23 protein-coding genes and 1 tRNA gene are annotated in these 26,711 nt (G+C 62.6%); 19 read left to right on the forward strand and 5 right to left on the reverse strand.

Annotated elements, in window-relative coordinates; translation table 11 throughout:
* Positions 1-425 precede the first annotated feature (425 nt).
* From B0I08_RS15795 to B0I08_RS15840, 10 genes are all read left to right on the forward strand, one after another.
* A complete protein-coding gene (locus tag B0I08_RS15795; RefSeq protein ID WP_106214594.1) occupies positions 426-1,691 on the forward strand; it encodes a TadA family conjugal transfer-associated ATPase in 1,266 nt (421 codons plus the stop codon).
* On the forward strand, positions 1,688-2,680 hold the full coding sequence (locus tag B0I08_RS15800) for a type II secretion system F family protein (RefSeq protein WP_146134451.1): 993 nt from the start codon (positions 1,688-1,690) through the stop codon (positions 2,678-2,680). Before B0I08_RS15795 ends, B0I08_RS15800 begins: the two co-directional genes overlap by 4 nt.
* A gap of 170 nt (positions 2,681-2,850) precedes the next feature.
* On the forward strand, positions 2,851-4,029 hold the full coding sequence (locus tag B0I08_RS15805; RefSeq protein WP_106214596.1) for an acyltransferase family protein: 1,179 nt from the start codon (positions 2,851-2,853) through the stop codon (positions 4,027-4,029).
* A gap of 164 nt (positions 4,030-4,193) precedes the next feature.
* On the forward strand, positions 4,194-4,481 hold the full coding sequence (locus B0I08_RS18325; protein WP_106214598.1) for a DUF4244 domain-containing protein: 288 nt from the start codon (positions 4,194-4,196) through the stop codon (positions 4,479-4,481).
* The gene (locus B0I08_RS15815) at positions 4,471-4,860 is read left to right on the forward strand and encodes a TadE family protein (RefSeq protein WP_146134452.1); all 390 of its coding nucleotides are present in this window, start codon (positions 4,471-4,473) and stop codon (positions 4,858-4,860) included. Before B0I08_RS18325 ends, B0I08_RS15815 begins: the two co-directional genes overlap by 11 nt.
* Entirely contained in the window at positions 4,857-5,234 is a 378-nt protein-coding gene (locus B0I08_RS15820; protein WP_219905690.1) for an Rv3654c family TadE-like protein, read from the forward strand. Before B0I08_RS15815 ends, B0I08_RS15820 begins: the two co-directional genes overlap by 4 nt.
* Positions 5,235-5,367: 133 nt before the next feature.
* On the forward strand, positions 5,368-8,241 hold the full coding sequence (gene topA / locus B0I08_RS15825) for a type I DNA topoisomerase (RefSeq protein WP_106214600.1): 2,874 nt from the start codon (positions 5,368-5,370) through the stop codon (positions 8,239-8,241).
* On the forward strand, positions 8,241-8,879 hold the full coding sequence (tmk, locus tag B0I08_RS15830; protein ID WP_106214602.1) for a dTMP kinase: 639 nt from the start codon (positions 8,241-8,243) through the stop codon (positions 8,877-8,879). The genes topA and tmk overlap by 1 nt, the downstream gene beginning before the upstream one ends.
* A gap of 76 nt (positions 8,880-8,955) precedes the next feature.
* Positions 8,956-9,744 (forward strand): alpha/beta fold hydrolase, encoded by a 789-nt coding sequence (locus tag B0I08_RS15835; protein ID WP_106214604.1) that lies wholly within the window; start codon positions 8,956-8,958, stop codon positions 9,742-9,744.
* Positions 9,741-10,490 carry an alpha/beta hydrolase family protein gene (locus B0I08_RS15840; protein ID WP_342748190.1) on the forward strand — a complete coding sequence of 250 codons (750 nt, stop codon included), beginning with the start codon at positions 9,741-9,743 and terminating at the stop codon, positions 10,488-10,490. The genes B0I08_RS15835 and B0I08_RS15840 overlap by 4 nt, the downstream gene beginning before the upstream one ends.
* Before the next feature lie 32 nt (positions 10,491-10,522).
* On the opposite strand, the gene B0I08_RS15845 is transcribed toward B0I08_RS15840, so the two are convergent.
* Positions 10,523-11,500 carry a manganese catalase family protein gene (locus B0I08_RS15845; protein WP_106214606.1) on the reverse strand — a complete coding sequence of 326 codons (978 nt, stop codon included), beginning with the start codon at positions 11,498-11,500 and terminating at the stop codon, positions 10,523-10,525.
* A gap of 220 nt (positions 11,501-11,720) precedes the next feature.
* Between B0I08_RS15845 and B0I08_RS15850 the strand changes: the two genes are divergently transcribed.
* From B0I08_RS15850 to B0I08_RS15865, 4 genes are all read left to right on the forward strand, one after another.
* Positions 11,721-12,881 (forward strand): DNA polymerase III subunit delta', encoded by a 1,161-nt coding sequence (locus B0I08_RS15850; protein WP_106214608.1) that lies wholly within the window; start codon positions 11,721-11,723, stop codon positions 12,879-12,881.
* On the forward strand, positions 12,878-14,485 hold the full coding sequence (locus tag B0I08_RS15855) for an alpha/beta hydrolase (RefSeq protein ID WP_106214610.1): 1,608 nt from the start codon (positions 12,878-12,880) through the stop codon (positions 14,483-14,485). Before B0I08_RS15850 ends, B0I08_RS15855 begins: the two co-directional genes overlap by 4 nt.
* Before the next feature lie 145 nt (positions 14,486-14,630).
* A complete protein-coding gene (locus tag B0I08_RS15860) occupies positions 14,631-15,272 on the forward strand; it encodes a TetR/AcrR family transcriptional regulator (RefSeq protein WP_106214612.1) in 642 nt (213 codons plus the stop codon).
* Positions 15,273-15,313: 41 nt separating this feature from the next.
* Positions 15,314-15,389, forward strand: a tRNA-Thr gene (locus tag B0I08_RS15865).
* 180 nt (positions 15,390-15,569) lie between these two features.
* On the opposite strand, the gene B0I08_RS15870 is transcribed toward B0I08_RS15865, so the two are convergent.
* Both B0I08_RS15870 and B0I08_RS15875 read right to left on the reverse strand, forming a co-directional pair.
* Complete coding sequence (locus B0I08_RS15870) at positions 15,570-16,343, reverse strand: YfbU family protein (RefSeq protein ID WP_106214754.1); 774 nt, start codon at positions 16,341-16,343, stop codon at positions 15,570-15,572.
* Positions 16,344-16,706: 363 nt separating this feature from the next.
* A complete protein-coding gene (locus B0I08_RS15875; RefSeq protein WP_106214614.1) occupies positions 16,707-17,564 on the reverse strand; it encodes a DUF4062 domain-containing protein in 858 nt (285 codons plus the stop codon).
* A gap of 111 nt (positions 17,565-17,675) precedes the next feature.
* On the opposite strand from B0I08_RS15875, the gene B0I08_RS15880 reads away from it, so the two are divergent.
* The 4 genes from B0I08_RS15880 (at position 17,676) to B0I08_RS15895 (ending at position 23,324) form a co-directional block, all read left to right on the forward strand.
* On the forward strand, positions 17,676-19,391 hold the full coding sequence (locus tag B0I08_RS15880; RefSeq protein WP_106214616.1) for a hypothetical protein: 1,716 nt from the start codon (positions 17,676-17,678) through the stop codon (positions 19,389-19,391).
* A 275-nt stretch (positions 19,392-19,666) separates the two neighbouring features.
* Positions 19,667-20,446 carry a DUF2971 domain-containing protein gene (locus tag B0I08_RS15885; RefSeq protein ID WP_106214618.1) on the forward strand — a complete coding sequence of 260 codons (780 nt, stop codon included), beginning with the start codon at positions 19,667-19,669 and terminating at the stop codon, positions 20,444-20,446.
* Between the two features lie 149 nt (positions 20,447-20,595).
* Positions 20,596-21,615, forward strand: coding sequence for a DUF4062 domain-containing protein (locus B0I08_RS15890; protein ID WP_106214620.1), 1,020 nt, complete (start codon positions 20,596-20,598; stop codon positions 21,613-21,615).
* Between the two features lie 128 nt (positions 21,616-21,743).
* Complete coding sequence (locus tag B0I08_RS15895) at positions 21,744-23,324, forward strand: SIR2 family protein (RefSeq protein WP_106214622.1); 1,581 nt, start codon at positions 21,744-21,746, stop codon at positions 23,322-23,324.
* Between the two features lie 2 nt (positions 23,325-23,326).
* On the opposite strand, the gene B0I08_RS15900 is transcribed toward B0I08_RS15895, so the two are convergent.
* Positions 23,327-23,584: a hypothetical protein gene (locus tag B0I08_RS15900; protein ID WP_106214624.1), complete on the reverse strand. Its 258-nt coding sequence runs from the start codon at positions 23,582-23,584 to the stop codon at positions 23,327-23,329.
* A gap of 1,193 nt (positions 23,585-24,777) precedes the next feature.
* Between B0I08_RS15900 and B0I08_RS15905 the strand changes: the two genes are divergently transcribed.
* A complete protein-coding gene (locus B0I08_RS15905; RefSeq protein ID WP_181243445.1) occupies positions 24,778-25,611 on the forward strand; it encodes a sugar phosphate isomerase/epimerase family protein in 834 nt (277 codons plus the stop codon).
* Here B0I08_RS15905 and B0I08_RS15910 read toward each other — a convergent pair.
* The gene (locus B0I08_RS15910; protein WP_146134454.1) at positions 25,589-26,479 is read right to left on the reverse strand and encodes an AraC family transcriptional regulator; all 891 of its coding nucleotides are present in this window, start codon (positions 26,477-26,479) and stop codon (positions 25,589-25,591) included. The genes B0I08_RS15905 and B0I08_RS15910 overlap by 23 nt on opposite strands.
* Between the last annotated feature and the right edge of the window lie 232 nt (positions 26,480-26,711).

Genomic DNA, 26,711 nt, shown 5'->3' on the forward strand with positions numbered 1-26,711 from the left:
ATTCCCCTACAAGTAAAAATAATTTGTTTCCCCCTTGTTTCTGGGTCCCCCTTAAGGAGTACAGTGGCAAGAGTCAGGTGAGAGCCTGACGAGTAGCATCAGCGATTCCCCCCAATCCGATGCTGCTGTGGCGGCGCCTGTTCCCCCCAATAGGCGCCGCCCCTCTCGTTAACGGGTGTTTTCGCGGGTGTTTTGGTGGATTTTCCCCACCCGTTGCCTCTTCTTCTGCCGTGCGTCGCGCACGGTTTGGGCGTGGTTTGCGCACGCGATTGCTTACGTTCGTAGGGTGTTCTTCGGGTGTTTTTCCGTCTGGTCAGCTCTTTTTGCGAGCTATCCTCTTCTCCCCAGCATCTGAGGCCGCGCGGTTCTCCCCCATTACGGGGTACAGCGGCCGCGAGCTGGACTGTGTGAAATAGCGTCGCGGAATGACCACTTTGGCGCCCGTTCCCTTCGTTGCGCGGCGGGAGGGGCAGCAGGTCTCGCCGGTGCCGGAGCAGGTGCCGGTGCAGGTGCAAGTGCCGGTGCAAGCGCCGTCGCCCGTGGCCGAGGTGACGCGGCGTCTTCCGGACGACTTTGTCGAGCGCTTCGGTATCCTCGCTCCGCTGCTGGCCGACCCAAGGGTGACGGATATCTTCCTCAACGGCGGAGGAGGAACGTGGGTGGACCGCGGCGGCGGCCCGGTTCTCGATGCGGGAATTGCTCCCAGCGAGGAGGAGTTACGCGCGCTCGCCGTGCGCCTGGTGTCCCTCGGTGGCAGGCACATCGATGAGGCCACCCCGTGCGTAGATACGCGTCTCGGCGAAGGTATCCGCGTGCACGCCGTGCTGCCGCCCATTTCGACCGTCGGAACACTGCTGTCCGTGCGCTTGCCCAGCGCGCGGACACCGACCCTCGACTGGCTTGAGCAGACCGGGTTCTTCGACGCCGTTCCGCGTGCTGCCGTGCAACAAATTGTGGAGCGGCGGCAGAACGTGCTCATCACCGGCGCGGGTGGCAGTGGCAAGACGACCCTGCTTTCGGCGATGCTGGGCAGCGCGGCATCCACCCACCGCATCATCGCGATCGAAGATGTCGCCGAACTCCGGGTCGATCATCCTCACTTTCTCGCGCTCGAGGCACGGCAGGCGAACCTGGAGGGAGCGGGTGCGATCGGCCTTGACCGGCTGGTGCGCGAAGCGTTGCGGATGCGTCCGGACAGATTAGTGCTGGGTGAGTGCCGGGGCGCCGAGATTCGGGAACTGCTGGCCGCGCTGAACACCGGGCACGACGGCGGCGCCGGAACGCTGCACGCGAACTCCCTCGAGGATGTGCCCGCGCGACTCGAAGCACTCGGCGCGCTCGCCGGGATGTCGCCGGAGGCCGTGGCGCGTCAGACGGTGAGTGCGATCGAGGTGGTGCTGCACCTGGCTCGTCCGAACGCGGGGACCGGCGCGGGGAGCGAGTCGGCCGTCGCGGGCGGGCCTGCTGTCGCGGGTGGCCCTGCCAGCGGGAGCGGGCCGCCCTCCCCGGGCGGGCGTCGGCTGGTGCAGCTGGGTCGTTTTGAGGTGGATGATCGAGGCCGCCTCGCCACCGTGGCCCTAAGTGCCGGGACCACCCTGACCGCAGGGTCAACTCAGGCCGCCGGTGCCACACCCGGCTCCACGCCGGGCGCGCGCGGTCGACGCAGCGCTCATGTGGGCGGCGCCGGATGATCGCGGGCGCCCGGTCGCGCCGCTCCCGCCCGCCGAAGTCCGACTTGGCGGCGCTTGCCATGGTCGCGGCCGAGGTGCAGCGGCTCGCGGTACTGCTCGCCGCGGGAGTTCCGCCGGCCGCAGCGTGGGGCTATCTAGGTGCGGGCGCGGTCGTGTCGCCGGTCGCAGAGGCCGCCGCCCGTGGCGTCCCTCCGCCCCAGGCGATCCGCGAAGCTCTCGCAGGTGCAGGTGCAGGTGCAGGTGCAGGTGCAGGTGCAGGCGCAGGCGCGGGCGCACGCGTCGGGCCAGAGGAGGATACGGCCTGGCGGGCGCTTGCTGCTGCGTGGGCGGTCGCGTCGGAGGTCGGGGCTCCGCTGGCGCCAACCCTCCGGGGTTTCGCGTTCTCGCTGCGCTCCCTGGCCCAGGCCCAACGGGAGATTGGAATTGCGATGGCGGCGCCGGCAGCCACCGCGCGGATGGTGATGGCTTTGCCGGTGGTGGGGATCGTGTTCGGACTCGCTCTCGGGTTCAATACGGCAGCGACTCTGACCACCCCGCTGGGGCTCGGGTGCCTCGCACTCGGCACGGTCCTGATGCTCGTCGCTTCCCGCTGGAGCAGGGCCCTGGTGCGCGGGGCGCGTCCGCGGGAGCTCACGCCGGGACTCGAGTTCGACCTGACGGCCATTGCGGTGTCGGGCGGCGGAGCGTTGGATCGCGCGCGGGACTGCGTCGTGCGCGCGCTGCGCGAGCAGGGCCTGGAACGGTCGGGCGTGCCTCCCGATGCTGTGCTCGAGCTCTCCCGCCGGGCCGGCGTGCCGGCGGCGGAGCTCCTGCGCAGCGAGGCGGAGGAACAGCGCAGGGCGGCCCGCGCCGAGGTGCAGCAGCGCGCGGAATCGCTGTCGGTGACACTGATGCTGCCCCTCGGACTGTGCGTGCTGCCCGCGTTTATGGTCGTCGGGGTGCTGCCGCTGGTGTTCGCCATCGTGGGCTCGACGGTGGGGGAGTTCTGAGCGCGCGGGAGCGTTCGCGTTCGGTCTCGGTGAGCGGGCGTCGCCGCCGGGTCGCGCCTATCGCGTGCGCGCCATAAACAAAAGAGGCTTGCGGTGGACGGGAGGTGTGAATGATCGTGACCTGTGAACAACTCTGACGAGTCCTCGAATACCGTCGTTGCGGACGCCACATGACCGACTCGAAAACGCGGCGCACGCCGGCGCCGAAGCTGCAGCCGGCGCGACTGGCGTTCCTCGACGGGCTACGCGCGGTCGCGGCGATCTACGTTCTGCTCCACCACACGTTTCTGACCGTGTATCCGCAGGCTCCCGCCGGCGGGTTGATGGGCCAGACCACCAACTGGCTGGAGAACGGCGACTACGGAGTCACCCTCTTCATCGTGGTGTCCGGTTACTCCCTAATGCTCAGCCCGCTCGGCAACGGGCTACGGCTGCGTGGCGGCGTACTGACGTTCTTCCGCCGACGCTTCCTGCGGATTGTGCCCGCGTATTGGGCGGCGCTCCTGCTGTCCACGATTCTCGCGGTCACCGTACTGAGCACATGGACCGGCACCCATTGGGATGTTTCGTTGCCGGTCACCTGGCAGAGCGTCGTTGTGCACTCTCTTCTCCTGCAGGATTTTGCAGACGCCGCGAAGATCAACCACGTGTTCTGGAGCGTGGCGATCGAATGGCACATCTACTTTCTGTTTCCCTTGCTGCTGGTGCTGTGGCGGCGTCGGAGCATGTGGTGGACGACCGCGGTGATAGTCGTTGTCTCCACCGCGGTCGCGCTCACCGTCGCATCGCGGCTGCCGCCGTACACTGCTGATCCCGCCGCGCTGCTGTGGTTCAACTACCTCGGGTGCTTCACGATGGGAGCGGCAGCGGCGCGCGTCGCGAAGGACGGCGGCGTCGTGTCGATACGGGGCACGCGGCGCCGGCCGAACTGGTGGTTGCTCGCGGCTCTCGCCGCTGTGGCCACGGCCGTCTGCCACCACCTCGTGTACGCGCAGGCGCTCGAAACCACGCTTTTTGGCGTTATGTCGGCCCTCTTGCTGATCGCGCTGGCCAGCGGCCAAATTGCTTGGCTGAGGCGGATGCTGCAGTGGAAGCCACTGGTCTGGGTCGGCATCGCGTCCTACAGTCTTTATCTGTTGCACGCGCCGATCATCCAGTTGGTCTGGCAGTACCTTCTCTTCCCGCTCGGGTTCGACATCGGAGAGGGAGCTACCTTCTTTGTGCTCGCCCCCATCTCTCTGGTGCTGTCGATCGCCGCCGCCCGCGCGTCGTTCCTGTTGGTGGAACGGCCCTTCCTGCCCACGTCCACCCGGCGGGCCGAGGCCGAGGAAATAGCGCAGAAGCGGTAGGGACCGCGACCGGGGCGGTCGCCCGGCTGTGTCCTCCACAACCGGGCAGTTCGTTCGGCTGTGCACCGGAGTGCGCCGGGTCCCTCCGCCGCCGGTCTGCCCCGGCAACACTGGAGTCGCTCGTGCCACCGCATCCGCATTCGCGGCAACGAAACGAGGCGCCCATGCTCCAGAAATCAGACCGGTCCAGCTCCGTCCACGACACTCTCGCCCGCATCATCCCGATCCGAAAGGACACGCTCACGCTCCGACGACGGCTCAGCCCTGCCCGACAGACCAGCGCGCGGCTGCGCTTAGGTAACCCGGAAGCGGGCGCCGCCACCGCCGAGTACGTCATCGCCACGATGGCGGCCGTCGGCTTCGCCGGGCTGCTCGTGGTCATCATGCGTGGCGACGAGGTGCGGGGCATGCTCACCGACCTGGTGCGCAACGCGCTCACCCTTGTCTCCTGATCCGGCCGAGCCGTGGCCTGCGACCGCGCGGGCACCAGGCCGTGCCGCATCGCGCGGGAGCGTCACCGCGGAGTTTGCCGCGGTGATCCCCGCCGTGCTCATCGTGCTGCTCGCTTGCCTCGCGGCGCTCCAGGTCGCCGGCCTGCAGCTGCGGCTGCAGGATGCCAGTACCAACGCCGCTCGCGCGCTGTCCCGTGGCGACCCCGAGTCGGCTGTCGCCGTCCAGCTGGACCGTGCGGTGGCGGGTGCCCGCCTCACCGTGGTGCACCGCGGTGATGTCGTCTGCGCGGAGTCTGCTGCAGAGCCTCCCGCGGGGATCGCGTCACTGTCCGGCATCACGGTGCGGGCATCTGGCTGCGCCCGCAGCGGGGGACTGTGACGGAGCGCCCGCCCCGCCGGCCGGATGCGGCCCGGTCGTCCGCGGGAGCGGCCTCCGTACTGGGTATCGGGGTGATCGCATCGATGCTGCTGGTCGTTGCGATAGTGCTTCCCCTTTATATAGGGCTGTCCGTGCGGCAGTCCGTTATTGGGGCGACGGAGGCGGGTGCCCTGGCGGCGGCGGATGTCGCGGTCGGAAGAATCCCGGGGGTTCCCTGCGAGGCGGCAGAGCAGATAGTTCGTGAGAATGGAGCGGAACTGACGGGTTGTGTTGTGGAGGGAGTCATAGTTACGGTGTCGGCCAGCCGTACATTCCTCGGGCTGCAGCTTCGTGCCGCGGCGACAGCGGGGCCACCCGGATCGGATGAGAATTAGGCAAGGTTGCCGACAACCTGTGTATCGTGTCGCTGGCTGACCTGTGTATGGTGACGCAAGGCGGAGTACTGCTTCCGTCTGTAGCTTTTGTCAATAAGAGCCGCAATAAGATTTTGTAAACAAGAGGAGTACCGTGCCTGGCACGAAAACGCTGGTCATCGTCGAGTCGCCGGCAAAGGCGAAGACGATCGCCCAGTACCTGGGTGAAGGTTATGAAGTTCAGGCCTCGGTTGGCCACATCCGTGACCTCATCGAGCCGAAGAACCTCCCCCCGGAGCTGAAAAAGGGCTCCCTCGGTAAATTCTCCGTCGATGTCGAGAACGGCTTCGAGCCGCACTATGTCGTCTCCGAGGAGAAGAAGCGCACCGTCGCCGAATTGAAGCGCGGACTCAAAGACGCCGACGAACTCATCCTCGCAACTGATGAGGACCGCGAAGGCGAGGCCATCGCGTGGCACCTCCTGCAGGTGCTGAAGCCCAAGGTTCCGGTCAAGCGAATGGTCTTCCATGAGATCACCAAAGACGCGATCGAACACGCCAAGAACAACACTCGCGAGCTGGACACCGCCCTCGTCGACGCCCAGGAAACCCGCCGGATCCTCGATCGCCTCTACGGCTACGAGGTCTCCCCAGTTCTCTGGCGCAAAGTAGGCCCCGGGCTTTCTGCCGGTCGGGTGCAGTCAGCTGCTACTCGCCTCGTTGTCGACCGTGAGCGCGAACGCCTCGCCTTTGTCGCCGCGGGCTACTGGGATCTCACGGCCCAGCTGACCCCGTCATCCGCCTCAGAAAAGACAACGCAGTTCGAGTCTCGCCTGGTGCGGGTCAACGGCAGCCGCGTCGCAACCGGACGAGACTTCGACGACACCGGAAAGCTCAAGGACAAGGTCGTCGCGCTCGACGAGAGCTCCGCCCAGACCCTGGCGACCGCGCTCGCCGAGTCGACGGTTGACCTCACCGTCACCTCCGTGGAGTCCAAGCCGTACACGCGTCGTCCGGCCGCCCCCTTCACGACCTCGACCATGCAGCAGGAAGCCGCCCGCAAGCTCCGCTTCTCCTCGCGTCAGACCATGAGCGTCGCCCAGTCCCTGTATGAAAACGGGTACATCACCTACATGCGAACGGACTCGCCCGGTCTGTCACAGCAGGCGATCACCGCGGCCCGCGCGCAGGCCACCAAGCTCTACGGTGCCGACACCATTCCGGACAAGCCGCGCGTGTACGCCGGAAAGAACAAGAGTGCCCAGGAGGCGCACGAGGCGATCCGCCCGTCGGGCGAGACCTTCCGCACTCCCTCCGAGTTGCAGTCCACGCTTCGCGGCAACGAGTGGAAGCTCTATGACCTGATCTGGAAGCGCACCGTCGCGTCCCAGATGGCCGACGCCAAGGGACTCACCGCGTCCGTTGTGATCACTGCCACCCGCAGCGACGGCAGTGCGCTCGCGTCGACCTCGGCGGTCGAGACCGTCACCAATGCCGAGTTCGTCTCCACAGGAACGGTCATCACCTTCCGCGGCTTCATGGCCGCGTACGAGGAGAGCCAGGACGAAGACCGCAACCAGGTTGCCGAGCCGACCGAAGCGAAGCTCCCGCCGCTAAAGGAGGGCGAGGTTCTCGTCCTCATCGACGTCGAGGCCAAGGGCCACGAGACCAGCCCGCCTCCGCGCTACACCGAGGCGAGCCTCATCAAGACGCTCGAAGAGCTGGGGATAGGCCGGCCCTCGACGTTTACCGCGACGATCTCGACGATCGTCGACCGGGGATATGTGACCCCGCGGGGAACCTCGTTGATTCCCAACTGGATCGCGTTCTCGGTGGTGCGCCTGCTCGAGCAGTACTTCTCCGACCTCGTCGAGTACCAGTTCACCGCCGACATGGAGGCAGACCTCGACCGCATCGCCGGCGGCGAAGCCGACCGCGTCGAGTGGTTGACCGGGTTCTACTTCGGCAACGCCTCGCATCGCGGCCTGCGTACCGTCATTGACAACCTCGGTGAGATCGATGCGCGCGACATCAACTCGGTGAAGATCTCCGACGGCATCACGCTGCGCATCGGTAAGTACGGCCCCTATCTTGAGGCGCCGAGCGACGACCCGGAGGTGCCGCGTCGCGTCAACATTCCCCAGGACCTGGCGCCCGACGAGCTGACCGCCGCCAAGGCGCAGGAACTTATCGACGCCCCCGTGATCGGCGACCGCGTTATCGGGATCAATCCCGAGAGCGGTAAGCAGGTTGTGGCCAAGGACGGCCGTTTCGGTCCGTACATCACCGAGCTCGAGCCCGAGCCGACCCCGGAGCAGATTGCGGCCGCCGAAGCGGAAGAGGAAGCGGCTGCCGCTGCCCTTGCCGCGGCCGCGGTGAAGAAGCCGACCGCCGCCGCGCTCAAAAAGGCGACCGCAGCTGCGGAAGCGGCGGGCACCACCGTTGAAGAAGAACTGATCAAGGCCAAGCGCAAGCCGGCAGCCAAGAAGACTGTGGCGGTCAAGGCACGCACCGCGTCTATTTTCAAGACGATGGACCTTGCGACGGTCGACCTCGACACAGCCCTCAAGCTGCTATCGCTGCCGCGCGTGGTGGGAACGGACCCCGAAACGGGCGCCGAGATTCTCGCGCAGAACGGAAAGTTCGGGCCCTACCTCAAGAAGGGCACGGACACCCGATCGCTCGAGTCCGAGGACCAGATCTTCGAGATCGAGCTCCCGGGCGCTCTCGAGCTTTACGCTCAGCCGAAGTACGGAGCCCGCAAGGCAAGCAGCGCACTCAAAGAGTTCGACGCAGACCCGGAGAGCGGCAAGCCGATCCGGATCAAGGACGGGCGCTTTGGCGCTTACGTTACCGACGGTGTCACCAACGTGACCATCCCGCGCGGGGAAGAGATCGAAGACATCGACTTCGATCGCGCCGTGGAGATGCTCGCCGACAAGCGTGCCAAGGGCCCCGCGAAGCCACGCGCGAAAGCGCCGGCCAAGCGTGCGCCGGCCAAGCGCGCGCCGGCAAAGAAAAAGGCCTGATGCAGCAGGAGCAGACCACCCCGCGAGGGTTATTCATCACCCTCGAGGGTGGCGACGGCTCGGGTAAGTCCACCCAGTCTGCGTTGCTCGCGCAGTGGCTCGAGGGCCGGGGCCGCACGATCGTGCCCACTCGGGAACCCGGGGGCACCGACCTCGGCACTGAGTTGCGCGAGATCATCCTGCATCGTCGGGGATATATCGCGCCCCGCGCGGAGGCCCTGCTCTACGCGGCGGACCGCGCCCACCACATCGCCACGAAGGTGCGTCCGGCGCTGGAACGCGGCGACGTCGTGCTGCAGGACCGCTACCTCGACTCCTCCGTCGCCTACCAGGGCGCTGGACGGGTGCTGGATGGAACAGAGATCCGCGACCTGTCGCTGTGGGCGGCCGAGGGGCTGCTTCCGGATCTCACGATCCTGCTCGACCTCGACGAATCCATCGGGCGTACCCGGCTCGACGGCGCGCGCACGAAGTACGACCGGCTGGAAGACGAGAAGCAGGACTTCCACGCGCGGGTGCGCGCCGCGTATCTCGAGCTGGCCGCGGCCGAACCCGAACGCTTCCTCGTGCTGAGCGCCGCCGATAGCATCGACACGATCGCCGAACGCATTCGGGACCGCGTTTCCGAACTCCTCTGAATCAGCTCTTTAGAGTGCAGCCCCAGCACAGTCATGGTCCTGTACAGTGCGAACTTCTCGAGAAACGGGTGGGACGATGACCGCAGGTGCAGCGACAGCCGACACGCAGGGTGAGCTTGTGAAGGTCGCGGGCGCGGAGTTGCGGGTCTACCGCGCCGCCCCCACTCTGCGGTCGGCCACCATCGTTCTGGTGCACGGCATCGGAACGTCTCATCGCTACTTTGCCCGGCTTCAGGCTGAACTCGAGCGCGTCGCCGACACCGTGTCGATTGACCTGCCCGGCTTCGGCGGACGGGCGAAGCCCGACGTCGTGTTCGCGGTCGAGGATCACGCACGGGTGCTTGCCGCAGTGTTGGACGAGCTCGGCCTGGGGCCCGTGGTGCTCGTCGGGCATTCCATGGGCGGACAGGTGGTCACCGAGCTGGCGCGGGTGCGGCCCGACCTCGTCTCCCATCTCGTTCTCATTGGACCGGTCACCGATGCGCGACGCGCGACGGCGGTGAAGCAGGGGCTGGCGCTCGCCCGCGACACCCTGCGGGAGCCGATCGCCGGCAACATGATCGTGTTTGCGGACTACCTGCGTTGTGGTCCCCGCTGGTTCGTGTCCCAGTTGCCATCAATGCTCGGGTACCGCACCGATCTCGCCCTTCGCGCGGTCCAAGCCCCGACGTTGGTGATACGCGGCGCGGATGATCCGGTCGCCCGGATGTCGTGGTGTCGGCGTCTCGCCAGCCAGGCACGGGACGGCGAAGTGGCAGAGTTCCCCGGACGCCACCTTGTGCAGTTCTCGGCCCCGGTCGAAACCGCGCTCGGCATCGTGGAGTTCGTACGCAGCCGTCCCGGCATCGGGACCGAGGCGTTGTGAGCGGGCCGCGCGTCTCGGGTGAGGCTGGGGGCCTGGCGCGGCAGCCGCGCGGCCTGAGTGCTGCGTGGGGCAGGGGGCTCGGAAAGCGTGCACGCCAGCTGAGCTGGTGGGCACTGGACTACATCTACGCCGTCGTGTGGCAGGCCCGTGGCGTTCTGTCCCGGGCGCGTCCGGCGGACTATCGCTCTGGAGACCAAGCGCCGGTCATCATTCTTCCCGGAATCTACGAGTCGTGGCACTTCATGTTGCCGCTCGTTGAGGCACTGCACAGCGCCGGCCATCCGGTGCACGTGATCACCGAGCTGCGCCACAACCGCAGGCCGGTCGCGCAGGGTGCGGACGCGGTGGTGAGGTACATCCGCCAGCACGCCCTCTCGGACGTCGTGATCGTGGCCCACAGCAAGGGGGGCCTGATCGGCAAGCAGGTCATGGTGACGGAACCCGCCGTGCAGTCCATGGTCGCCGTGTGCACGCCGTTTTCCGGATCCCGCTACGCGAGCTTTATGTTCCTGCCGAGCCTCCGGGCGTTTCGGGCCTCGGACGCGGGCATCCTCGCGTTGCGTGCCAAAGAAGACGTGAACTCGCGCATCGTGTCGCTCTATGGTCGCTTCGACCCCCATATCCCCGAGGGGAGCGAGTTGCCTGGAGCACGAAACATCCGCATCGACACCGGAGGACACTTCCGTATCCTCGCCGACCCCGCGACAATCGCGGCAGTGGTGCGGGCCGCGGACGACGAGAAGTAAGGCCCCTCCCGTCGCCCGCGTCGGTGGCCGCTCTATCCAACGGGTTTGATCGCAGGTCCCTTCTCCAGCGGGCCGAAGCTCAAGGTCACCTCGGCCGACTCGATCTCCGCCGTCGCCTGGATGAGGGCGAGCAGTTCGGGATCAAGGCCCGGCGAAAACTCCTCGAACCGCTCCGGTGCGATGACCGACGGCACACCCGCGGGCGCCTGTTCGCTCGCATCCAACTCGGTGCCATCGTTCGATGGCGACAGACCCTGGAAGATTTTTCCTGCCTGGGACTGGTTGCCTAAGTCAAAGGTGTACTGCTTGCTTTGCAGGCCGAGGTCGAGCAGCTTCTTCACCTCGGGAAACTTCTCGGCGTTGGTCTTCGGGATCGGCAGCGCCGACTTCCAGTTGATCCCGAGGGTCTCCAGCGCCTTTGCGTAGGCGTTTTCGTGCGCCTGGTCGCGCACGATCAGGTAAGAAATGGTCGATCGCGCCGTCTTGTTGTCGGTCATCTCGTAGATGCGGCACTTCTGCAGGCGGCCGGTGGACTCCAGCATGAGGTTGTAGATCAGGTCGAGCACGAGGTTGCCGGAGTTGTAGACGTAGCTTCCACTCCACGGATTTCCCACGGCATCCACGGGAAGCGCGCCCTGCGCTCCGACGAGGTAGTGGTGGATGTTGCTGTGGTCCAGGGCAATGTTCAGGGGCGTGGCGCCACCCGATCCTGGCTTGTCGAGCGGGTCGGTCGGCTTGCCCTGATATTGGGGGGAGCCGTCGAGAAGGCGGGAGATCGTGGTACCGATCAGCTCGACGTGGCTGATCTCCTCGGTGCCGATGCCCTGAATCAGGTCCCGGTAGGGCTTGCCGTCCGGCCCGCGGAAGTTCATCGCTTGAAAGAGGTACTGCATCATGGTGCGCATCTCGCCGAACTGGCCCCCGAGGCCCTCCTGCAGTGCGTTCGCCGCGGCCGGATCCGGCTCGTCGGCGACGATGTCATTGATCAAATTTTGCACATGGAAAAACATTCAAACCTCCGTTGGTGAATGGCAACGCTGACCGTCTGACCCTCGCCTCCGCCTCACGCCGCGGCAAGCCCCCGCCGTGACACTCGACACCCCTTGACCGATTCGCATCCGTGACTTACAAGTCGGCTCCTTTATCCTGCACAGCTGCGATGCGTGCCGTGCCGCCCCGGGTATGGACGCGCGGTGGGGCAACGTCAGCTGCATAACCTAGGCTCATCAGATGGGCGTGTGGGACGAGCTAACCGGGCAGGCCGAAGCCGTCGAGATCTTTAGCGCGGCCGCGGGGGCGGGCAACCTGGGGTCCTCGATGACGCACTCCTGGCTCGTGACCGGCCCGCCCGGCTCTGGCCGGTCTAATATTGCCTACGCTTTCGCCGCCGCCCTGCTGAGCACGGGTGACGATGACGTTGCCACCGAGCGCCAGGTGGCCGCCCGCACCCACCCTGACCTGGGTGTGCTCGCGACCGAACGGGTCATCATCAGCATCGACGAGGTGCGTCAGCTCGTCACCACGTCGCAATTTTCGCCCTCGGTCGGGCGCTACCGGGTCATGATCATCGAAGACGCCGACCGCATGACCGAGCGCACCTCCAACGTGCTCCTGAAGGCGCTCGAAGAACCGCCGCCCCGCACGGTGTGGATTTTGTGCGCGCCCAGCGAAGCCGACCTGATCCCGACCATCCGGTCGCGGGTGCGCAGCGTGCGCCTCCGGGTACCGAGGGTGGCGGATGTCGCGGCGCTCATCTCCCGCCGCGACGCTGTAGACATCGCGACGGCAACCCGTGCCGCCCGGGAGGCCCAGAGTCACATCGGAATGGCCCATCGCCTCGCGACCAACGCAGACGCGCGGTCCCGGCGCGACCAGACGCTGCGCATCGCCCTCGAGATCCGGTCGGTCTCGGACGCGGTGCGTGCCGCCGGTACGCTGCTGGCGCTCGCGGGAGACGATGCCAAGGCGATCACCGCCGAGCGCGACGCCGAGGAGCGCGCCGGAGCCATGCGCTCACTCGGAGTCGAACCCGGGGGCACCATCCCGCCGGCGCTGCGCGCCCAACTGAAGACGCTCGAAGAGGACCAGAAGCGCCGCGCCACCCGGAGCCTGCGTGACGGTCTCGACCGCATCATGGTCGACCTCTTGTCGCTGTACCGCGACGTGCTGCTGCTGCAGCTTGGCGCCACCACAGAACTTATCAACCTCAGCATTCACGATGAGTTGCTGCGCGCGAGTGAGAACTCAAGCGCCGCAGGTACCATCGCGATCATGGATGCCATCGGCACAGCACGGCAACGCATCGAATCAAACGTGGCCCCGGCGCTCGCGCTCGAGGCGATGCTGATTTCGGTGGCCAAGTCCCGCCCACATACGGAGTTCGCACGATGAGCCAGACAGCACAGGCACCGCAGGCACCGCAGAAAGCACAGGCGCCCCGGGCAGCACAGGCCCCCCGCACTCGCCGCCGCTCCGCGCGGATCGTTGGTGTCGCCGCTGCGATGCTCGCCGTGGCGCTGCCCCTGTCGGGCTGCGCGACGTGGTTCGCCGCCCCGGTGGTGACATCCGATCCGACGGGGGAGTCGGTGGTCGACGAGCTCGCCCCGCTGTACAGCCAGATACTCAGCTGGTCCGATTGTGGCAACGGCATGCAGTGCGCGACCGCCACCGCACCGCTCTCGTGGGAGGCTCCTGCTGGGGAGACCATTGACCTCGCGCTGGTGCGTCAGACCGCGACATCCGGCACAGCCCTGGGGTCCCTGCTCGTCAATCCGGGAGGGCCGGGCGGATCCGGGTACGACCTGGTGCACGACACCGTCGACTTCGCGACCAGCGAGCGTTTGCAGGAAAACTTCGACATCGTCGGCTTCGACCCGCGAGGGGTCAACCTTTCTACTCCGATCTCCTGCTACTCCGACCCGGCCACCCTCGACTCCTTCATATTCGATATCTTCCCCGGTGAGCGTGGCTCCGACGAGTGGCTCGCCCAGGCGAACGCCGCGAACGCTCAGTTCGGGGCCGACTGCCTCGCAAACACGGGGGAGTTGCTCGGCCACGTCGACACCGTCAGCGCGGCCCGCGACCTCGACCTGCTGCGGGCCATCCTCGGTGACGAGAAACTGAACTACCTCGGGTTCTCCTACGGCACCGAACTCGGCCAAACCTACGCCGGGCTCTTCCCCGACAAAACGGGCCGCCTGGTGCTCGACGGAGCCGTCGACCCCACCGCCTCCAACTACGACGTGAGCAGCTTCCAGGCGCAGGGATTCGAGAGCGCCCTGCGTGCGTTCCTGGCTGACTGCCCTTCCCTCGATGGATGTCCCTTCCGCGGCACCGTCGACGAATCGATGGTCACCGTGCGGGCCTTACTCGACACCCTCGACGCGTCCCCAATTCGCAACGCCGACGGTCGCGAACTCGGCGCGAACACGATGTTCACCGCGATCATCCTGCCGCTGTACAACCCCGACAACTGGCCCACCCTCGCGAGCGTCTTCGACTACGCCATGGCCGGCGACGCATCCTTTCCGTTCGTCGTCGCGGACGCCTACTACGACCGCTCCGAGGACGGCACCTACGCGTCCAATTCGACCGAGGCGTTCACGGCGATCAACTGCCTCGACGCCCCGATTGACCGCAATGTCGACACGATGCGGGCGGAGGCTGCTGCGCTCGACGCGGCCGCTCCCGTCTTCGGGCACCTGATGGCCTGGGGCGGCACCGCCTGCTACGACTGGCCGTTCGAGCCCACCGGGACGCCCACCGCGATCACCGCCGAAGGCTCCACCGACATTCTGGTGGTGGGTACCACCAACGACCCGGCCACGCCCTACGCCTGGGCGGAGGCAGTCGCAGCGCAGCTCGCGAACGGCCACCTGGTGACCTATACCGGTGAGGGGCACACCGCCTACAACAAATCCAACGACTGCATCCTCAACACCGTCGACGACTACTTCATCAGCGGAACGGTGCCCGCGGCCGACCCGCAGTGCTGACGCGGCGGGCAGTGCTGACGCGACGGGCAGCGCTGACGCGACCGGCAGCGGTGACGCGGCGGGCAGTGCTGACCGGTTCCGAATAGCGGTTTCTGCAGGAGTGCAGCAGCCCGCCCAGACTTGCAGAGTGTGCAACGATTGGCTCATGACTGCACCAGTGCCGCTCGGTCTACGTGAGCGCAAACGAATCGCGACGAGCCGCGCCATCCAACTGGCTGCACTGACCCTGGTGAATGAGCGCGGGCTCGACAACGTCACCATCGATGACATAGCCGTCGCTGCCGACGTGTCGCCGCGCACCTTCTTCAACTACTTCGCCTCGAAAGACGCGGCCATTGTGGGGGACGGGCCGGGACTCGCCGACGAGGAGGCGCAGGCCAGATTCGTGCAGGCGAGTGCAGACGGCGACGTGCTGGTCGATCTCGGCGAGATGATCGCGACCTCGGCGGAGCACATTTCGATGGACGCTGACGCACTGCGGCTGCGCAAGGTGCTGCACAAGAAGTATCCTCAGCTGTCCGCGCTGTTCATGACCGGACGCCGCCAGCTCGAGGAGCAGCTCGCCGCACTCGTGCTGCGTCGGTTGCAGGCAGACGACCCTTTAATTGAGACGGATGATCCGGCGGCGGTCTCTCAAGCCCGACTCATCACGTTCGTCGGTGTCGCGGCGACGCGGCACGGCTGGGCCGGCTGGGCCGACTCTGGCGCCGCGACATCCCTCAGTGAAAATATCCGGCACGCGTTCGATCAACTTCAATTGCTCAGGTTGTCAGCGGGAGCAAAATAGTCGACTAAGCTTTCTAGCTGTGCCTTGGCTTGCCGGGACACGCCGCCTTAGCTCAGTCGGTAGAGCATCTCACTCGTAATGAGAAGGTCGTCAGTTCGATTCTGACAGGCGGCTCCACAAAGAACCCTTTGGTTGCTCGTATCCGCGTCAGGTCCGCGCGATTTATAGATTCCACTCTGGTTCCCCGCGTCCCCGCCGCGTCCCCGAGTCCTCTAGGGCAGCGGACGGGGAATGTCCTTGGAGAACTCGGGGCGAGACCATCCGAACCTTCGGGATGGTGGGGACGGAAGTGGTTGACTACTTTGTCTTCCGCTTGAACTGGCCTCGGTGAGATGGGTGCACAGTTGCGTCTGCGATGCTCTCCAGTTCCGTTTGGGTGAGAAAATGGTCCCATCGTTCGCCACGTTGATGCGCTTCGCTAATTCGCCGATATTCCGCGAGCATCCTCAGATAGATATCCAGTGTCTGACTGTGTGAGTTTCCTCCGTCGCTATCTTGAATAGATTGTCTGCGTTCCTGCCAGCGTCCGGAGTCGATGAGAAACTCGACATAGTCGGCCATCTGGCCTTCGAGGGTGTTGTTGAAATCGAACCCACGATAAACAAGATCGCTCAAGACATCATCTTCGATCTCTGTTCCGGCCTTGGCGTGTTTAGCAACGCTGAAGTCGATGAAGCGGAACATGTCGAGAATGTCTTTTACGCGTGTGCAATCTTGCATAGAGAGTTCCGGGTCTATTCCGGCGAAGGCCGAACCGTATTCCAGCGTGTATCCCCGCTCAAGCGTTCGGGCTCGCTTGAGCTGGTAGTCACGATCGCCATCTTCGAGATTCTCATCTGGATCTAAAACTCGGGCGAGTATTCGATGCAGCATGGAAAACATGTGGCGGTCTCGTGAGTCCATTGAAGTGGGCGCGAAGTCGCTAGTCGCTGTGTCGTCGCTGCGGACGGGAAATACTGCCTCTTCGAGTCGTTCTCTAATCAAGTCGCTGAGCGTTACTCCGTCGCGCTGTGCCTTCTCCAACAAAGCGTCGCGTGTTTCATCCGCGATGCGTACTGCAATTGTGGCCATGATCATCACCTTCTGTTTACGTGTTTATGAAACTGTATAACGGCAAACACCACGACGCAAGAGACGGAGTGAGTCGGATATGGCTTGATGAGGGCTGCGCGTGCCGCTTTTCCAGTTTCGTGCGGGTGCCAGGCTCTGTACTTCACGGCCAGAGCGTCAAAGGGTTGTCTTATACGTCCAGACAAAGAGAAGGGCCCCGGTTCGATGAACCGGGGCCGCACGCTTAGAGAGAGTCGGCACGTGGATACCGCGTACTCCTCTAAGAAAAGTCTACTACCCACTAGTCCGCGGCACTGAGGTTCGCTTCGGAAGCGGCGTTCAGTCACAGTACCGGTACGTAGCTTCCGCTATAGAGGGCGACGGTTAGCCCACGTGATACTCGTGCTTCTTGTGTTCGCCTTGGTCGACCCATCGGAGAAGAATTTTGGGGTCGTCAGGCCCGCCCCACGCCAACCCCATAGCGAATCGTCGTGATTGTCCTGCGTTAATCACTGTGGGCGTGTTCGGGGCCATCAACAATAAACCGGACGCTTCGCCCACTGATTGCATGGTGACGTCGGTGGCATCCACGTTCCCGCGATTTGAAATGTCCACCCAGCGACGAGTGCGATAACGGGGTTTTCCTTTTCTGTCGAACCCGCTCACCTCACGTTCGCTACCCGGCTGAACAACGAGCCGTACTCCGGTCGTTGTCTCAGGGGTATTTTCGTCATTGGGGACGCGTCCGGCGAGATCGTGTTCGATAGCCTTCCAAACTTCGAAACTGAGATGCTCAAGATCGCTGAACTCACCGAGTAGCCCTTTATCCTGCATGTCGCGCTTGAAAGCGCGTAGAGCTGCAAGTTGCTCGGTGTCGATATCGTGCGGGAGTGGTGCAGTCGAGAAGTAAAGATGCACCGGCTTGCCCAATTTTTGTGCGCGGTCAATCTCCTCGGCTGTTCCTGAAACAGCATCCGGGGTTGGAGACCCGAGTCGGCCACCGAAGAGTGCGAAGACGATATCCGAATCGTCCACCCCCTGCGCGTTGATGAGCTTTTGCGGGTGTCCACCCAAAATGGGCACTGCCGATGTCTCCCACCGCCAAGGCAGCAACACGATCAGCTTCGACGTCGAATTGGCGCGGTTCCATCCGTGAATTGCTTGTTCCACGGCGTCGCGGGCGTCGACAATATCGGACGGCGACGCGATCATGACGCGCAATACGGTGGCGGAGTATGGCATGCCACCAAGGATATTCCGGCTACTGCCCTAGACCTGCAGCGAAGCATATAAATCCTCATTGGCAGGTGCGGATTATCAAGTCGCTGTTGTTGCATGAGGTATGAATGCTTCATGGGATACATCGATTGGACGCTCCTCGCGAGCGACGGCGCGTCTGTCGAAGATTTCGTGGCGACCCTCCTGCGCCGCAAGTTTCCGAACGCTCTCCAAGTCAATCCCTCACAAGGTGACAAAGGTATTGACGTTTACATGGAAACCAAAGACGGCCTCGTGGTTTGGCAGGTCAAGAAGTTCACTACTCCCTTAGTCCCGAGTCAATGGCGGCAGGTGGAGAAATCTTGGCGACGGTTTTGGAACGAGAAAGTCTCGGCAGGCGTGCCGATAGCTTCCTACACGCTGGTCACCCCCTGGACTCCAACGGAGGAACGCCGTTCGGAATTCGCTGTACTCACCGCGTCCGCTTCGTTCCCGACGCAGTGGGACGGTGACTCGTTCATCGTCGGTCTGGCGGACGAATTCCCCGAGACGCTTGCACGTTTTAGGGCTGGCTCGAATGCTCTCGAGCAATTCGTAACTCAGAAATCCCTGCTGGCTTCGAGCCCAGTCGAAAGCGGGGACAGCGTCACCATGATGCGGGCCGTATCTATGCGCCAGGCAAACCTGAACGACTTAGCGGAGCTAGTCAGTGACAACTACCACATCGATACTGGAACGATCACTTTGGCGGACGGTGCTGTGCCGGTCTTTGCCTCCGCGAGCGATGCGGCAGTCATGCATCGATACACCTCTCTTGGGAACAATCGATTCTCCTACGAAGCTGTCGTACCGCGGACGTCCCAGTCGCTCGACCTAGAGCCTCTTACGCTCAGTGTTTCGTTCAACGTCACCCCGGAAAGCCCGGAGTCTAAATCCGTTTCAGAGTGGAGCGAGTGGGGAATTCCATTTACCGACGTTCCCGCGAGCGTGAGGCAGACGGGAGGGCCGCTGCAAGATGACGCTGAGGTCGAATCGCTACTCTCGTTCGTCGCAGCGAGCACACCGCGGATATTCCCTGAAGTCCGGTTCCAGGGCCTCAACGCAGCCGGGATCAATGGTGCATTGCTTGAGTTGACACCAACCCAAGTGACGAAAGGGATCACGACCAACTGGGTCCGCGTGCTCGCGCAATCGCCTTCGGGCTTACTCGGGTTGGAGATTCGATTGGGCGCTGAGTCTGTCAACGTCACGATGCGAGCCGACAAGGTTAGGGGAATGGATCCCAATGGGGTGCTCTCCGAGCTAGCCCAGATGGACAAAATCGCCGCGCTTGACTCGATGGCCCTCTCGATAGACGGGGTCGGAGATGTGGCCAAGGGCGGACGGTTTGAAGTCCCGGAAGCGATGCGATTTATGGGAAGAGTGGCTGAGTGTCTTAGCCGCCTGCAGGCGAGCAGCAATGACACGTTCGTTATGCCCGATGGTGGTGTGACAATGGGCCAGCTTCGCGAGCTGGAAGCACTGGCGGACTTGTACGACGGGAACGCGAGGACTGACACGTGGTCGAGTCTGTCGTTCGTTGCTACTTCGGACAACACAGACTTGGTGCAGCTTGTTGAGTCCGGCCACATGATGGTTGAAATCGTGACTCCGCACTTGACGCTGGGCGATTGCGAGTACGTGATTCACCGCCCCATGGTCCGCAGCCGTAAGGCGATGCAATTTGAGCAGATGCCCGAGGGTGGTTTTGTAGAAGGCGAAACCTACCGCGTGATCCCCCTAGAAGACAACACCATAGTGACTGCCGCAGTAGTGGATTGGACACGGGGTGATCCTTCGTTGCAGCAGTGAAAGTTAAACCGCGACACAATGATTTATGCGGCGGCATCGACCTTCGAGCCCCGTAGCCAGTGAGTTGCCCTTTTGTGGCCTAACCTTGGCTCGTGAACGAAAGACCCCCCTCAGAAGCGGTGGTCGACGGAGAGCTAACCGGTTCCGGACAAATCATTCCGGCTCGGCACGCCTTCAACCAATCCGTTTGGCACTACACCGACGCAGCTGGACTCGCTGGGATCATTTCAGGAGGCGACGATCGCTCTGGCTGTCTATGGGCTACCGCCGCTACTATGCTCAACGATCCGGATGAACTCAAGTACGGAGTTGACCGAATCACGGCTTGGTTTGATGAGCAAGGCAACGCACTCTCTGGAAGCGCCGGGATCCATGTTGTGCTTCGCGCCGTTATCGCGGACCTCGCTGAGTGGATTCTTCTCAACCCGGCCTACGTGGTGTGCGCTTCGACTAACCGCGATTCTCTGGGGCAGTGGCGGGGCTATGCTGGCTCCGGCGGGTACGCGGTCGAATTAGACGCCGGCTACGAATATGCGATCAGCGGTAGGCCGGATCCCGATACCACCTTCTCTCTCGTTCCCACCTGGGTGAAGGTCGCCTATAAACGTGCCGATCAAGATGCCTTGATCCAGAGCGTCTTTGAGTACATTCTCGACGGGAAAACTGCGGTGGGCCGCCTTGCGGGGACATCCGACGCCCATTCGACTGAGATCCTCGTCCGAGCACTTCTTTCTGGCCTGGCTGCTGCACTGAAGCACCCGAGCTTCAGTGACGAGGCCGAGGTACGGCTAATCGCTTTTCTGCCGCACGGGTTGTCTCCCGAGTTCAGGGGAAGCGCCCGCGGCGTGATTCCGTATATCAAGCTAAGCACCGCGGTGTTTCCGAACCTCAGCCACCCCCTCCGGGCATTTCCGTTGCCGGTCAAAAGTGTTCGAATAGGCCCCCCGCGCGGCGAGGCAATGGATCAGCGAATTCGGGGCGTTCGCATCCTTTTGGACTCAACCGGGCGTTCTGGCGTTCCCGTGAACCCGTCCGAGATTCCGTTTATTCCGTAGCTTAGGGACTGGTGCGAACCCGTTTGGGAGTCAGCGAGGTTCCCGAACACAGCAATACCGCTGCGGTGTGATCCATCTGCTCCAGCGGGGATCTCATGCTTCCACCTGGCGGATCAGGGGTTGCGAGCTGCGTGTCCTACGGTTGAGACATGGATCGCAGACATCAAGTGTTTATCAGCTCAACGTTCATCGACCTGGAGGAAGAGCGCAAAGAGATAACACAGACGCTTCTTGAGATGGACTGTATCCCTTCCGGGATGGAGATGTTCCCCGCAGCGAACGATGACCAGTGGACTCTGATAAAACGTGTGATCGACGAATGCGACTACTACTTGATCGTTGTTGGTGGTAGGTATGGCAGTGTCTCGGAAGAGGGCATCAGCTACACAGAGCGCGAGTACGACTATGCAATCTCGAGGAAGATACCCGTAATGGGTTTCGTCCCGAGTCACCCGGATGTGATCCCCCTGGGTAAGACGGATCGAAATGACGCTGCTGCTGCACGCCTGGAAGCGTTTAAGGTGAAAGTGCAGAGCCGCATGACGAAGGACTACAACGGTCCTCAAGACCTGGCGGGCAAAGTCGCTCGCTCGCTCTCGCAGCTACGTAAATCAAACCCACAGCCAGGCTGGGTTCGCGGAGATCAGGCGATGACACCTGAGACGCGTGCACGCATGGCTGAGCTTGAGGCCGAGGTAGAGCGCCTCAAGCGAATTCGTGCGGAAGAATCGGCCATTCCGTCTGCAACTGAGATAGACCCAAGTTTTCAGCACGGGACGGACACCGTGAAGTTATCGTGGACGTTTGATGGCGGTCCACGCCACGCTCGGAAACGTGTTGAGGAGTCCACCGCATACAAGTGGGACGAGATTATCCAGGTAATTGGCCCGTTCATGATCGACGAGGCGGCCGAGGATTCTCTGCGATCGACGTTGAGTGCGCACATGTCGCGCCCGGTCTACCAGCGAAATACATCTTGGCCGACCATGCCTGACATCACCTTCAACATCACGGACAAGGCGTGGGGGGACGTAATCGTTCAACTGAGAGCATTGCGAATGATCGAAACTGGCGCCAAAAAACGCAGCACTACGATCAAGTCCGTTTACTGGAAGCTGACTCCAGCAGGAGACGCGTACCTGGTCAACCTTCGAGCTGCCAGGCGGTAGTCGATGAGCCAGCCACTAAGTCGGATGAGTATCGAATTGTTTCCCCAACCGTGAACCGTTTCCGCGACGATTGAACACATGATCCGGCACGGACTCTACGCTCTGTCCAGATCTGTCATGATCGGCACATGACCTTCGAGGAATCGTTACTCAATCATCTCTCAGGATTCGAAACCGCACCACTTCTGTTCGTCGGCAGCGGGATGTCACGGCGTTTTCTAGGCACAGATGACTGGGAGGGTCTCCTCAAGCGATTCGCCGATCTGACCGGGCAGCCCTACGCACGATACAAAGCGAACGCGGATGGGGACGCGGCGCGGGTCGCGTCGGATATTGCCGAGAAGTTCCGTGACGTGTGGTGGGAGGACGCCGCCTTCGAAGAATCTCGAAAGGAACACCCTTCGCCTTCGAGCAGGGAAGCGCCGCTCAAGATTGAGGTCGCAAAGCATTTTCTTCACTCGACCGATGACCTTCCAACTACCGGCGCTCTCCGTGACGAACTCGACCTACTCAAGAGAGCGGTCATAGAGGGCGCAATCACGACAAATTATGACCTTCTTTTGGAGACCATCTTCGACGGTTTCGAGGTATACGTCGGGCAGAACGAACTGCTGTTCAATAACCCTCAAGGCGTAGGCGAGATCTACAAGATTCATGGAAGCGCACGGCGTCCGGAGAGCATAGTGCTCACTGCGGGCGACTACGAATCGTTCAACGATAAGAACCAATATCTTGCGGCAAAGTTGCTGACGTTGTTTGTTGAACACCCCATCGTGTTCCTGGGGTATTCGTTGTCAGATCCCAACATCCAAGAGATCCTCCGCAACATCGCCACGATCCTAACCGTGGAAAATCTGCATAAGTTGCAGGACAGACTCATCTTCATTCAGTGGTCGCCAGACCCTGTGGAGAGCTTTCTCAATAGGACTTTCATTAGCGTGGAAGGTGTAACAATCCCGATTCAATCCGCGACTGTAAACGAGTTCGTGCCCACGTTCTCCGCCATGGCTCGACTTCGGCGTCGTATAAATCCGCGCATTCTGCGTCGCGTGAAGGAGCAGGTCTACGACCTTGTCTCGACAAGCGAATCTCAAGGGTCGCTGTTCGTGCGAGATATAGATGCGGACGTCGATCCCGCAACCGTAGAAATCGTTATAGGTGTTGGCATCCGGGAACAGCTCGCCTTGCAGGGCGTTGTTGGCTGGACCCGATCATCGGTCCTACGGCATGTCCTGGTCCAGGACGTCGGAGACAACCAGGAGGCCATGGAAGTCGTTTGTTGCGAGGTGTTGCCGCAGTATCTTTCGGGAACTACGAACACACCGGTGTTTTACTACTTGGGCGCAGCTGGGCGTCTCTCCCCAGAGCGCGAGGTTTCGAACGAAGCTGAGTTGCATGAGCGCGTCAAATCACGCGCGGCAAAGGGTTACAAGGCGGTGCGCCCGACCAAAGTGGCGACGCGAAAGCTAGGGGAGACGATTGCCTCCTACGGGAACTTCAAAGAATTGGCCGAAAAGGAAGACAAGTCAATCGCTCTGCAAGCGCTCCAGTTCGTAGACATGACCAATTTGGACCTCGAACACCTTCGTAACTACTTGCTCGAAGCATTCGAAGAGACCGCCCCGGGTAAGCCGACTACCGCGTGGGCAAAGGCAGTTTGCATCTATGACGCGGCAGCCTTCGGACCGCTGAAACAACCTGCCGCGTGACGTTACTGTGACGGAATCTCGCGCCGCTTCGACTTTGGAACGAACGCCCGCCCCTCGGCGACGCACAAGCGCACCTCCAGTTCGTCTCGACGCGAGATGTAATGGCGAATGTCGCGGTCGTAGTTTTCGTCGTAGTCAGCCATGAGACTTCCAAAGAGATCTCCGTTTTCGAGATTCTCCACAAATGCCTCCGCTGCCTGACGCTTGCGGGTTCCGGCAAGACTTTTAAAACCGGCTGCGGTCTCGTTCTTCTGGTCCATGTTCGATGACCTCTCGTTAGTGTCGAGCAGCCGCGATATGCGGCATGCGGGAACACTGTAGGGGTGTTCGCGAGCTGTCTTTAAGATTTCGGCGCTCTGAGCACCCCCAGTTCGGGGAACTCTCGATCGAGCCTAGGACTTGCTGAGTTTCCGGATTGACATGATCGTGGATGTCGCGTGGGTGGTATTTCCGTAAAGATATGAACTGTCTCGCACTGTCAGGATGCCGCGTGACCCGACGACCCACGGAAGCCTCAGGTAGACCACCTTGAACCTGCCGTCGTACGTTGCGGTGCCCGCATCGGGCGCCGGTTCTCTGCGCCAGATGCGGTGCCCGCATCGGGCGCCGGTTCTCTGCGCCAGCGAACGGCGTGCTCTGACACCTCGATTGTGTGGACCGAACCACTTTCGCAAACAACTTCGTATAGGCCGACTACACCGGTGAGCTGTTCGAGCTGGGCAGAGTCAGTCATTCCAGCTGACTCCTACCGGGATCTCGGAGCGGACAGGGGTGGCAGCGAACGAATGGCGATTGCCAGTTCCTGGGAAATCGCCTCAGCAACCATGCTCGCTGGGACGTCCCCCACGCCTGGGTGGCCGATCGCTGATACAGCTTTCCGCGCCTCCTTAGCAATAAAAGCTCGTGTGCCAGGATCTTCAACCCCTTCAAGGAAGAGGGAGCAGCGTTGTATCCGGTCTAGGCACTCTCGGGCCTTCGGTCTTAAGTCAGTCATGAAACGACGCTATCCGGCAGGGACGATGCGTTCAAGAAGTCACGGCAAACTGCCCCAGTAGACTAGAACGCTGCTTTCAGCGGCCTTCCCGCGACGTCCCCCAGACGTCCCCGTAGATAAATGACGCGTGACTGCCACCGCGACATCACGCGCTTCCTGCAACTACTGCAATCAGCGAAATGCGCAATTCTCCGCGATCAGTCTCACTCGTAATGAGAAGGTCGTCAGTTCGATTCTGACAGGCGGCTCCATCAGCAAGTCTCGATCAGGTTCATGATCGAGCCACCAGCACCCCGCAATCGGAGCGGTATCGTCGCGTTTGCAAGCCAGCGGTGTGCGACTCGACTGACCACCTGTCGTCGCGAGCCTCGGAAAGTGCCAACGTCACGGCCCTCGCGCGACCGCTCAAGAATGGGTGTACAGTTCGGGCGACTCCACGACCCGGCAAGAAGGACGACAATGGCGATCAATTTCGGCGCTCGCGGGCACGATGTGACGTGGGCTAAAACTCCCGAAGAGTTGGCGCGTGGACTGTCGGAATATGGTGTGCACAACGTGCAACTTGCCCTGCGCAGGTCCTTCCCGCAGTTCGGCGGCGAACGTGCGCTGAACCCCGGCCTGGGGAGCTACTTCCGCCGCGTGATGGCCGAGCGGGACGTGAACATCGCGGTGCTGGGATGCTACGACAACATCATTCACCCGGACGGCGATCGCCGAGAATCCATCCTGCAGACGTTCGAGGCCTACCTCCGTAACGCCCGGCACTTCGGTGCCGCGATCGTGGCGACCGAGACCGGGAGTGTTAATCGGGAGGGGTTTGCGTACACTCGGGCCAACTTCACCGATGAGGCGTACGACCAGGCCAGCGCGGTGATTCGCCGGCTCGCTGAATTCGGCGAGCGCGTGGGCACCATCGTGGGCATCGAGCCGGGCATCAACCACCCGATCTACAATCTTGACCGCGTCGAGCAGATCCTCGCCGACATCGACTCGCCGTTTCTCGGCATTGTGTTCGATGCCACGGCGTTGCTCGACCCGAACGAACCGACCGATCTGGCGGCGCTGACAGCTGACGCGTTCGAGAGATTCGGCGGGCGCATCGTCGCTGCGCACATCGACGACTATCGCCTTATCGACGGCCGCGTCATCCGCTGCGACATCGACGACGGCCAGCTTCCCGTCGCCCAGATCCTGCAGACGATCAACGAGAGCGCGCCTCATCTCGCCGTCATCATGGAAGAAACTGTGGATGAGGCGATCGCCCGGGCGGTCAACCGCTACGAGGACGCCTAACCTCGACCGACGCCGCGGCTGCGGAATCGGGATTCTCGAAATGAACCACGTCGGGATTGCGACTTCGCCGGATGAACTCTTTGGTAGTCATCCCGAACTCGTCCTTGAAGCAGTGCAGAAAATGCGTATACGACGAGAATCCGGAGACCCGGTAGACGTCGACGGCGTTGCCGTACGTGGTGAGGAGGTCTTTGCTGTGTCGCAGCCGCTTTTTCACCGTGTACTGGTGGAAATTGAGGCCTGTGTTCGTCTTGAACTGCCGCGACAGGTAGTACTTGCTAATGAAGAACCTGTTCGCAACTGCGTCGAGCGACAGATCCTCGTCCAAGTGTTCGGCGACGTACCCCATGACTGCCGAGATCAGGGACGAGACGGGAAGGTCGCGGGGAACGACAGCGTTCTCTGCGTTGAAAACAGCCTTGTTGAGCTCGATCAGGAACTCGATGAGTCGGTTCTCCCTGACGAGGTCTGCGCCGTAGCCAGTCTCATCGTGATCGTCCAGGCGAATGATCTGGTCGCGCAACCATCCCGCGTCCACCCGAATGATCTGGCTCGTTGGCTTCCCGTTTTTGCTGAAGAGCAGGTTGAGGTTCGTGATCTCTGAGCAGCGATTCGTGAGGAACTCCTCTCGAATGTGGATGTATGCGCGTTCGTAATACTCGCTGGACTGCTTGACGATGTTGTGGAGGTCGTTCCTTCGCACGAGCGTCACGGTGCCAGGCTCCGTGGAGTACTCGGTGCCGCCCAGGCGGAAGACGCCGCTCCCGTTGAGGACGCAGTTGATCTCGTGAAAGTCGTGGTAGTGGAGATTGGCGCGCTCAACGACAGCGTTGTCGACGTGGAAGGTCTCAAAATGCCCGGAGATCATCGTATTGACGATCACTGCTCGTGGAGGTAACACCGTCGACCCCTTCGTACGCTCTCGCGACAAGATAGCACTGGTTTTGGTGAAGGTCCTTCATTTATTAGCACAACGCTAATAGGACGTACGAGCGCTGCGCCGCAAGAATCGGCAGCTTCTGGACAACGGCCGGCACCCAGCAGGCCATATTCCGCGCTTTCGGGGTTATAGCGTCATTACCAGAAGTAATCAATGAGGA

Origin of the sequence: Glaciihabitans tibetensis, from assembly GCF_003003265.1 — a bacterium.
GTDB classification, from domain to species: Bacteria; Actinomycetota; Actinomycetes; order Actinomycetales; family Microbacteriaceae; genus Glaciihabitans; species Glaciihabitans tibetensis.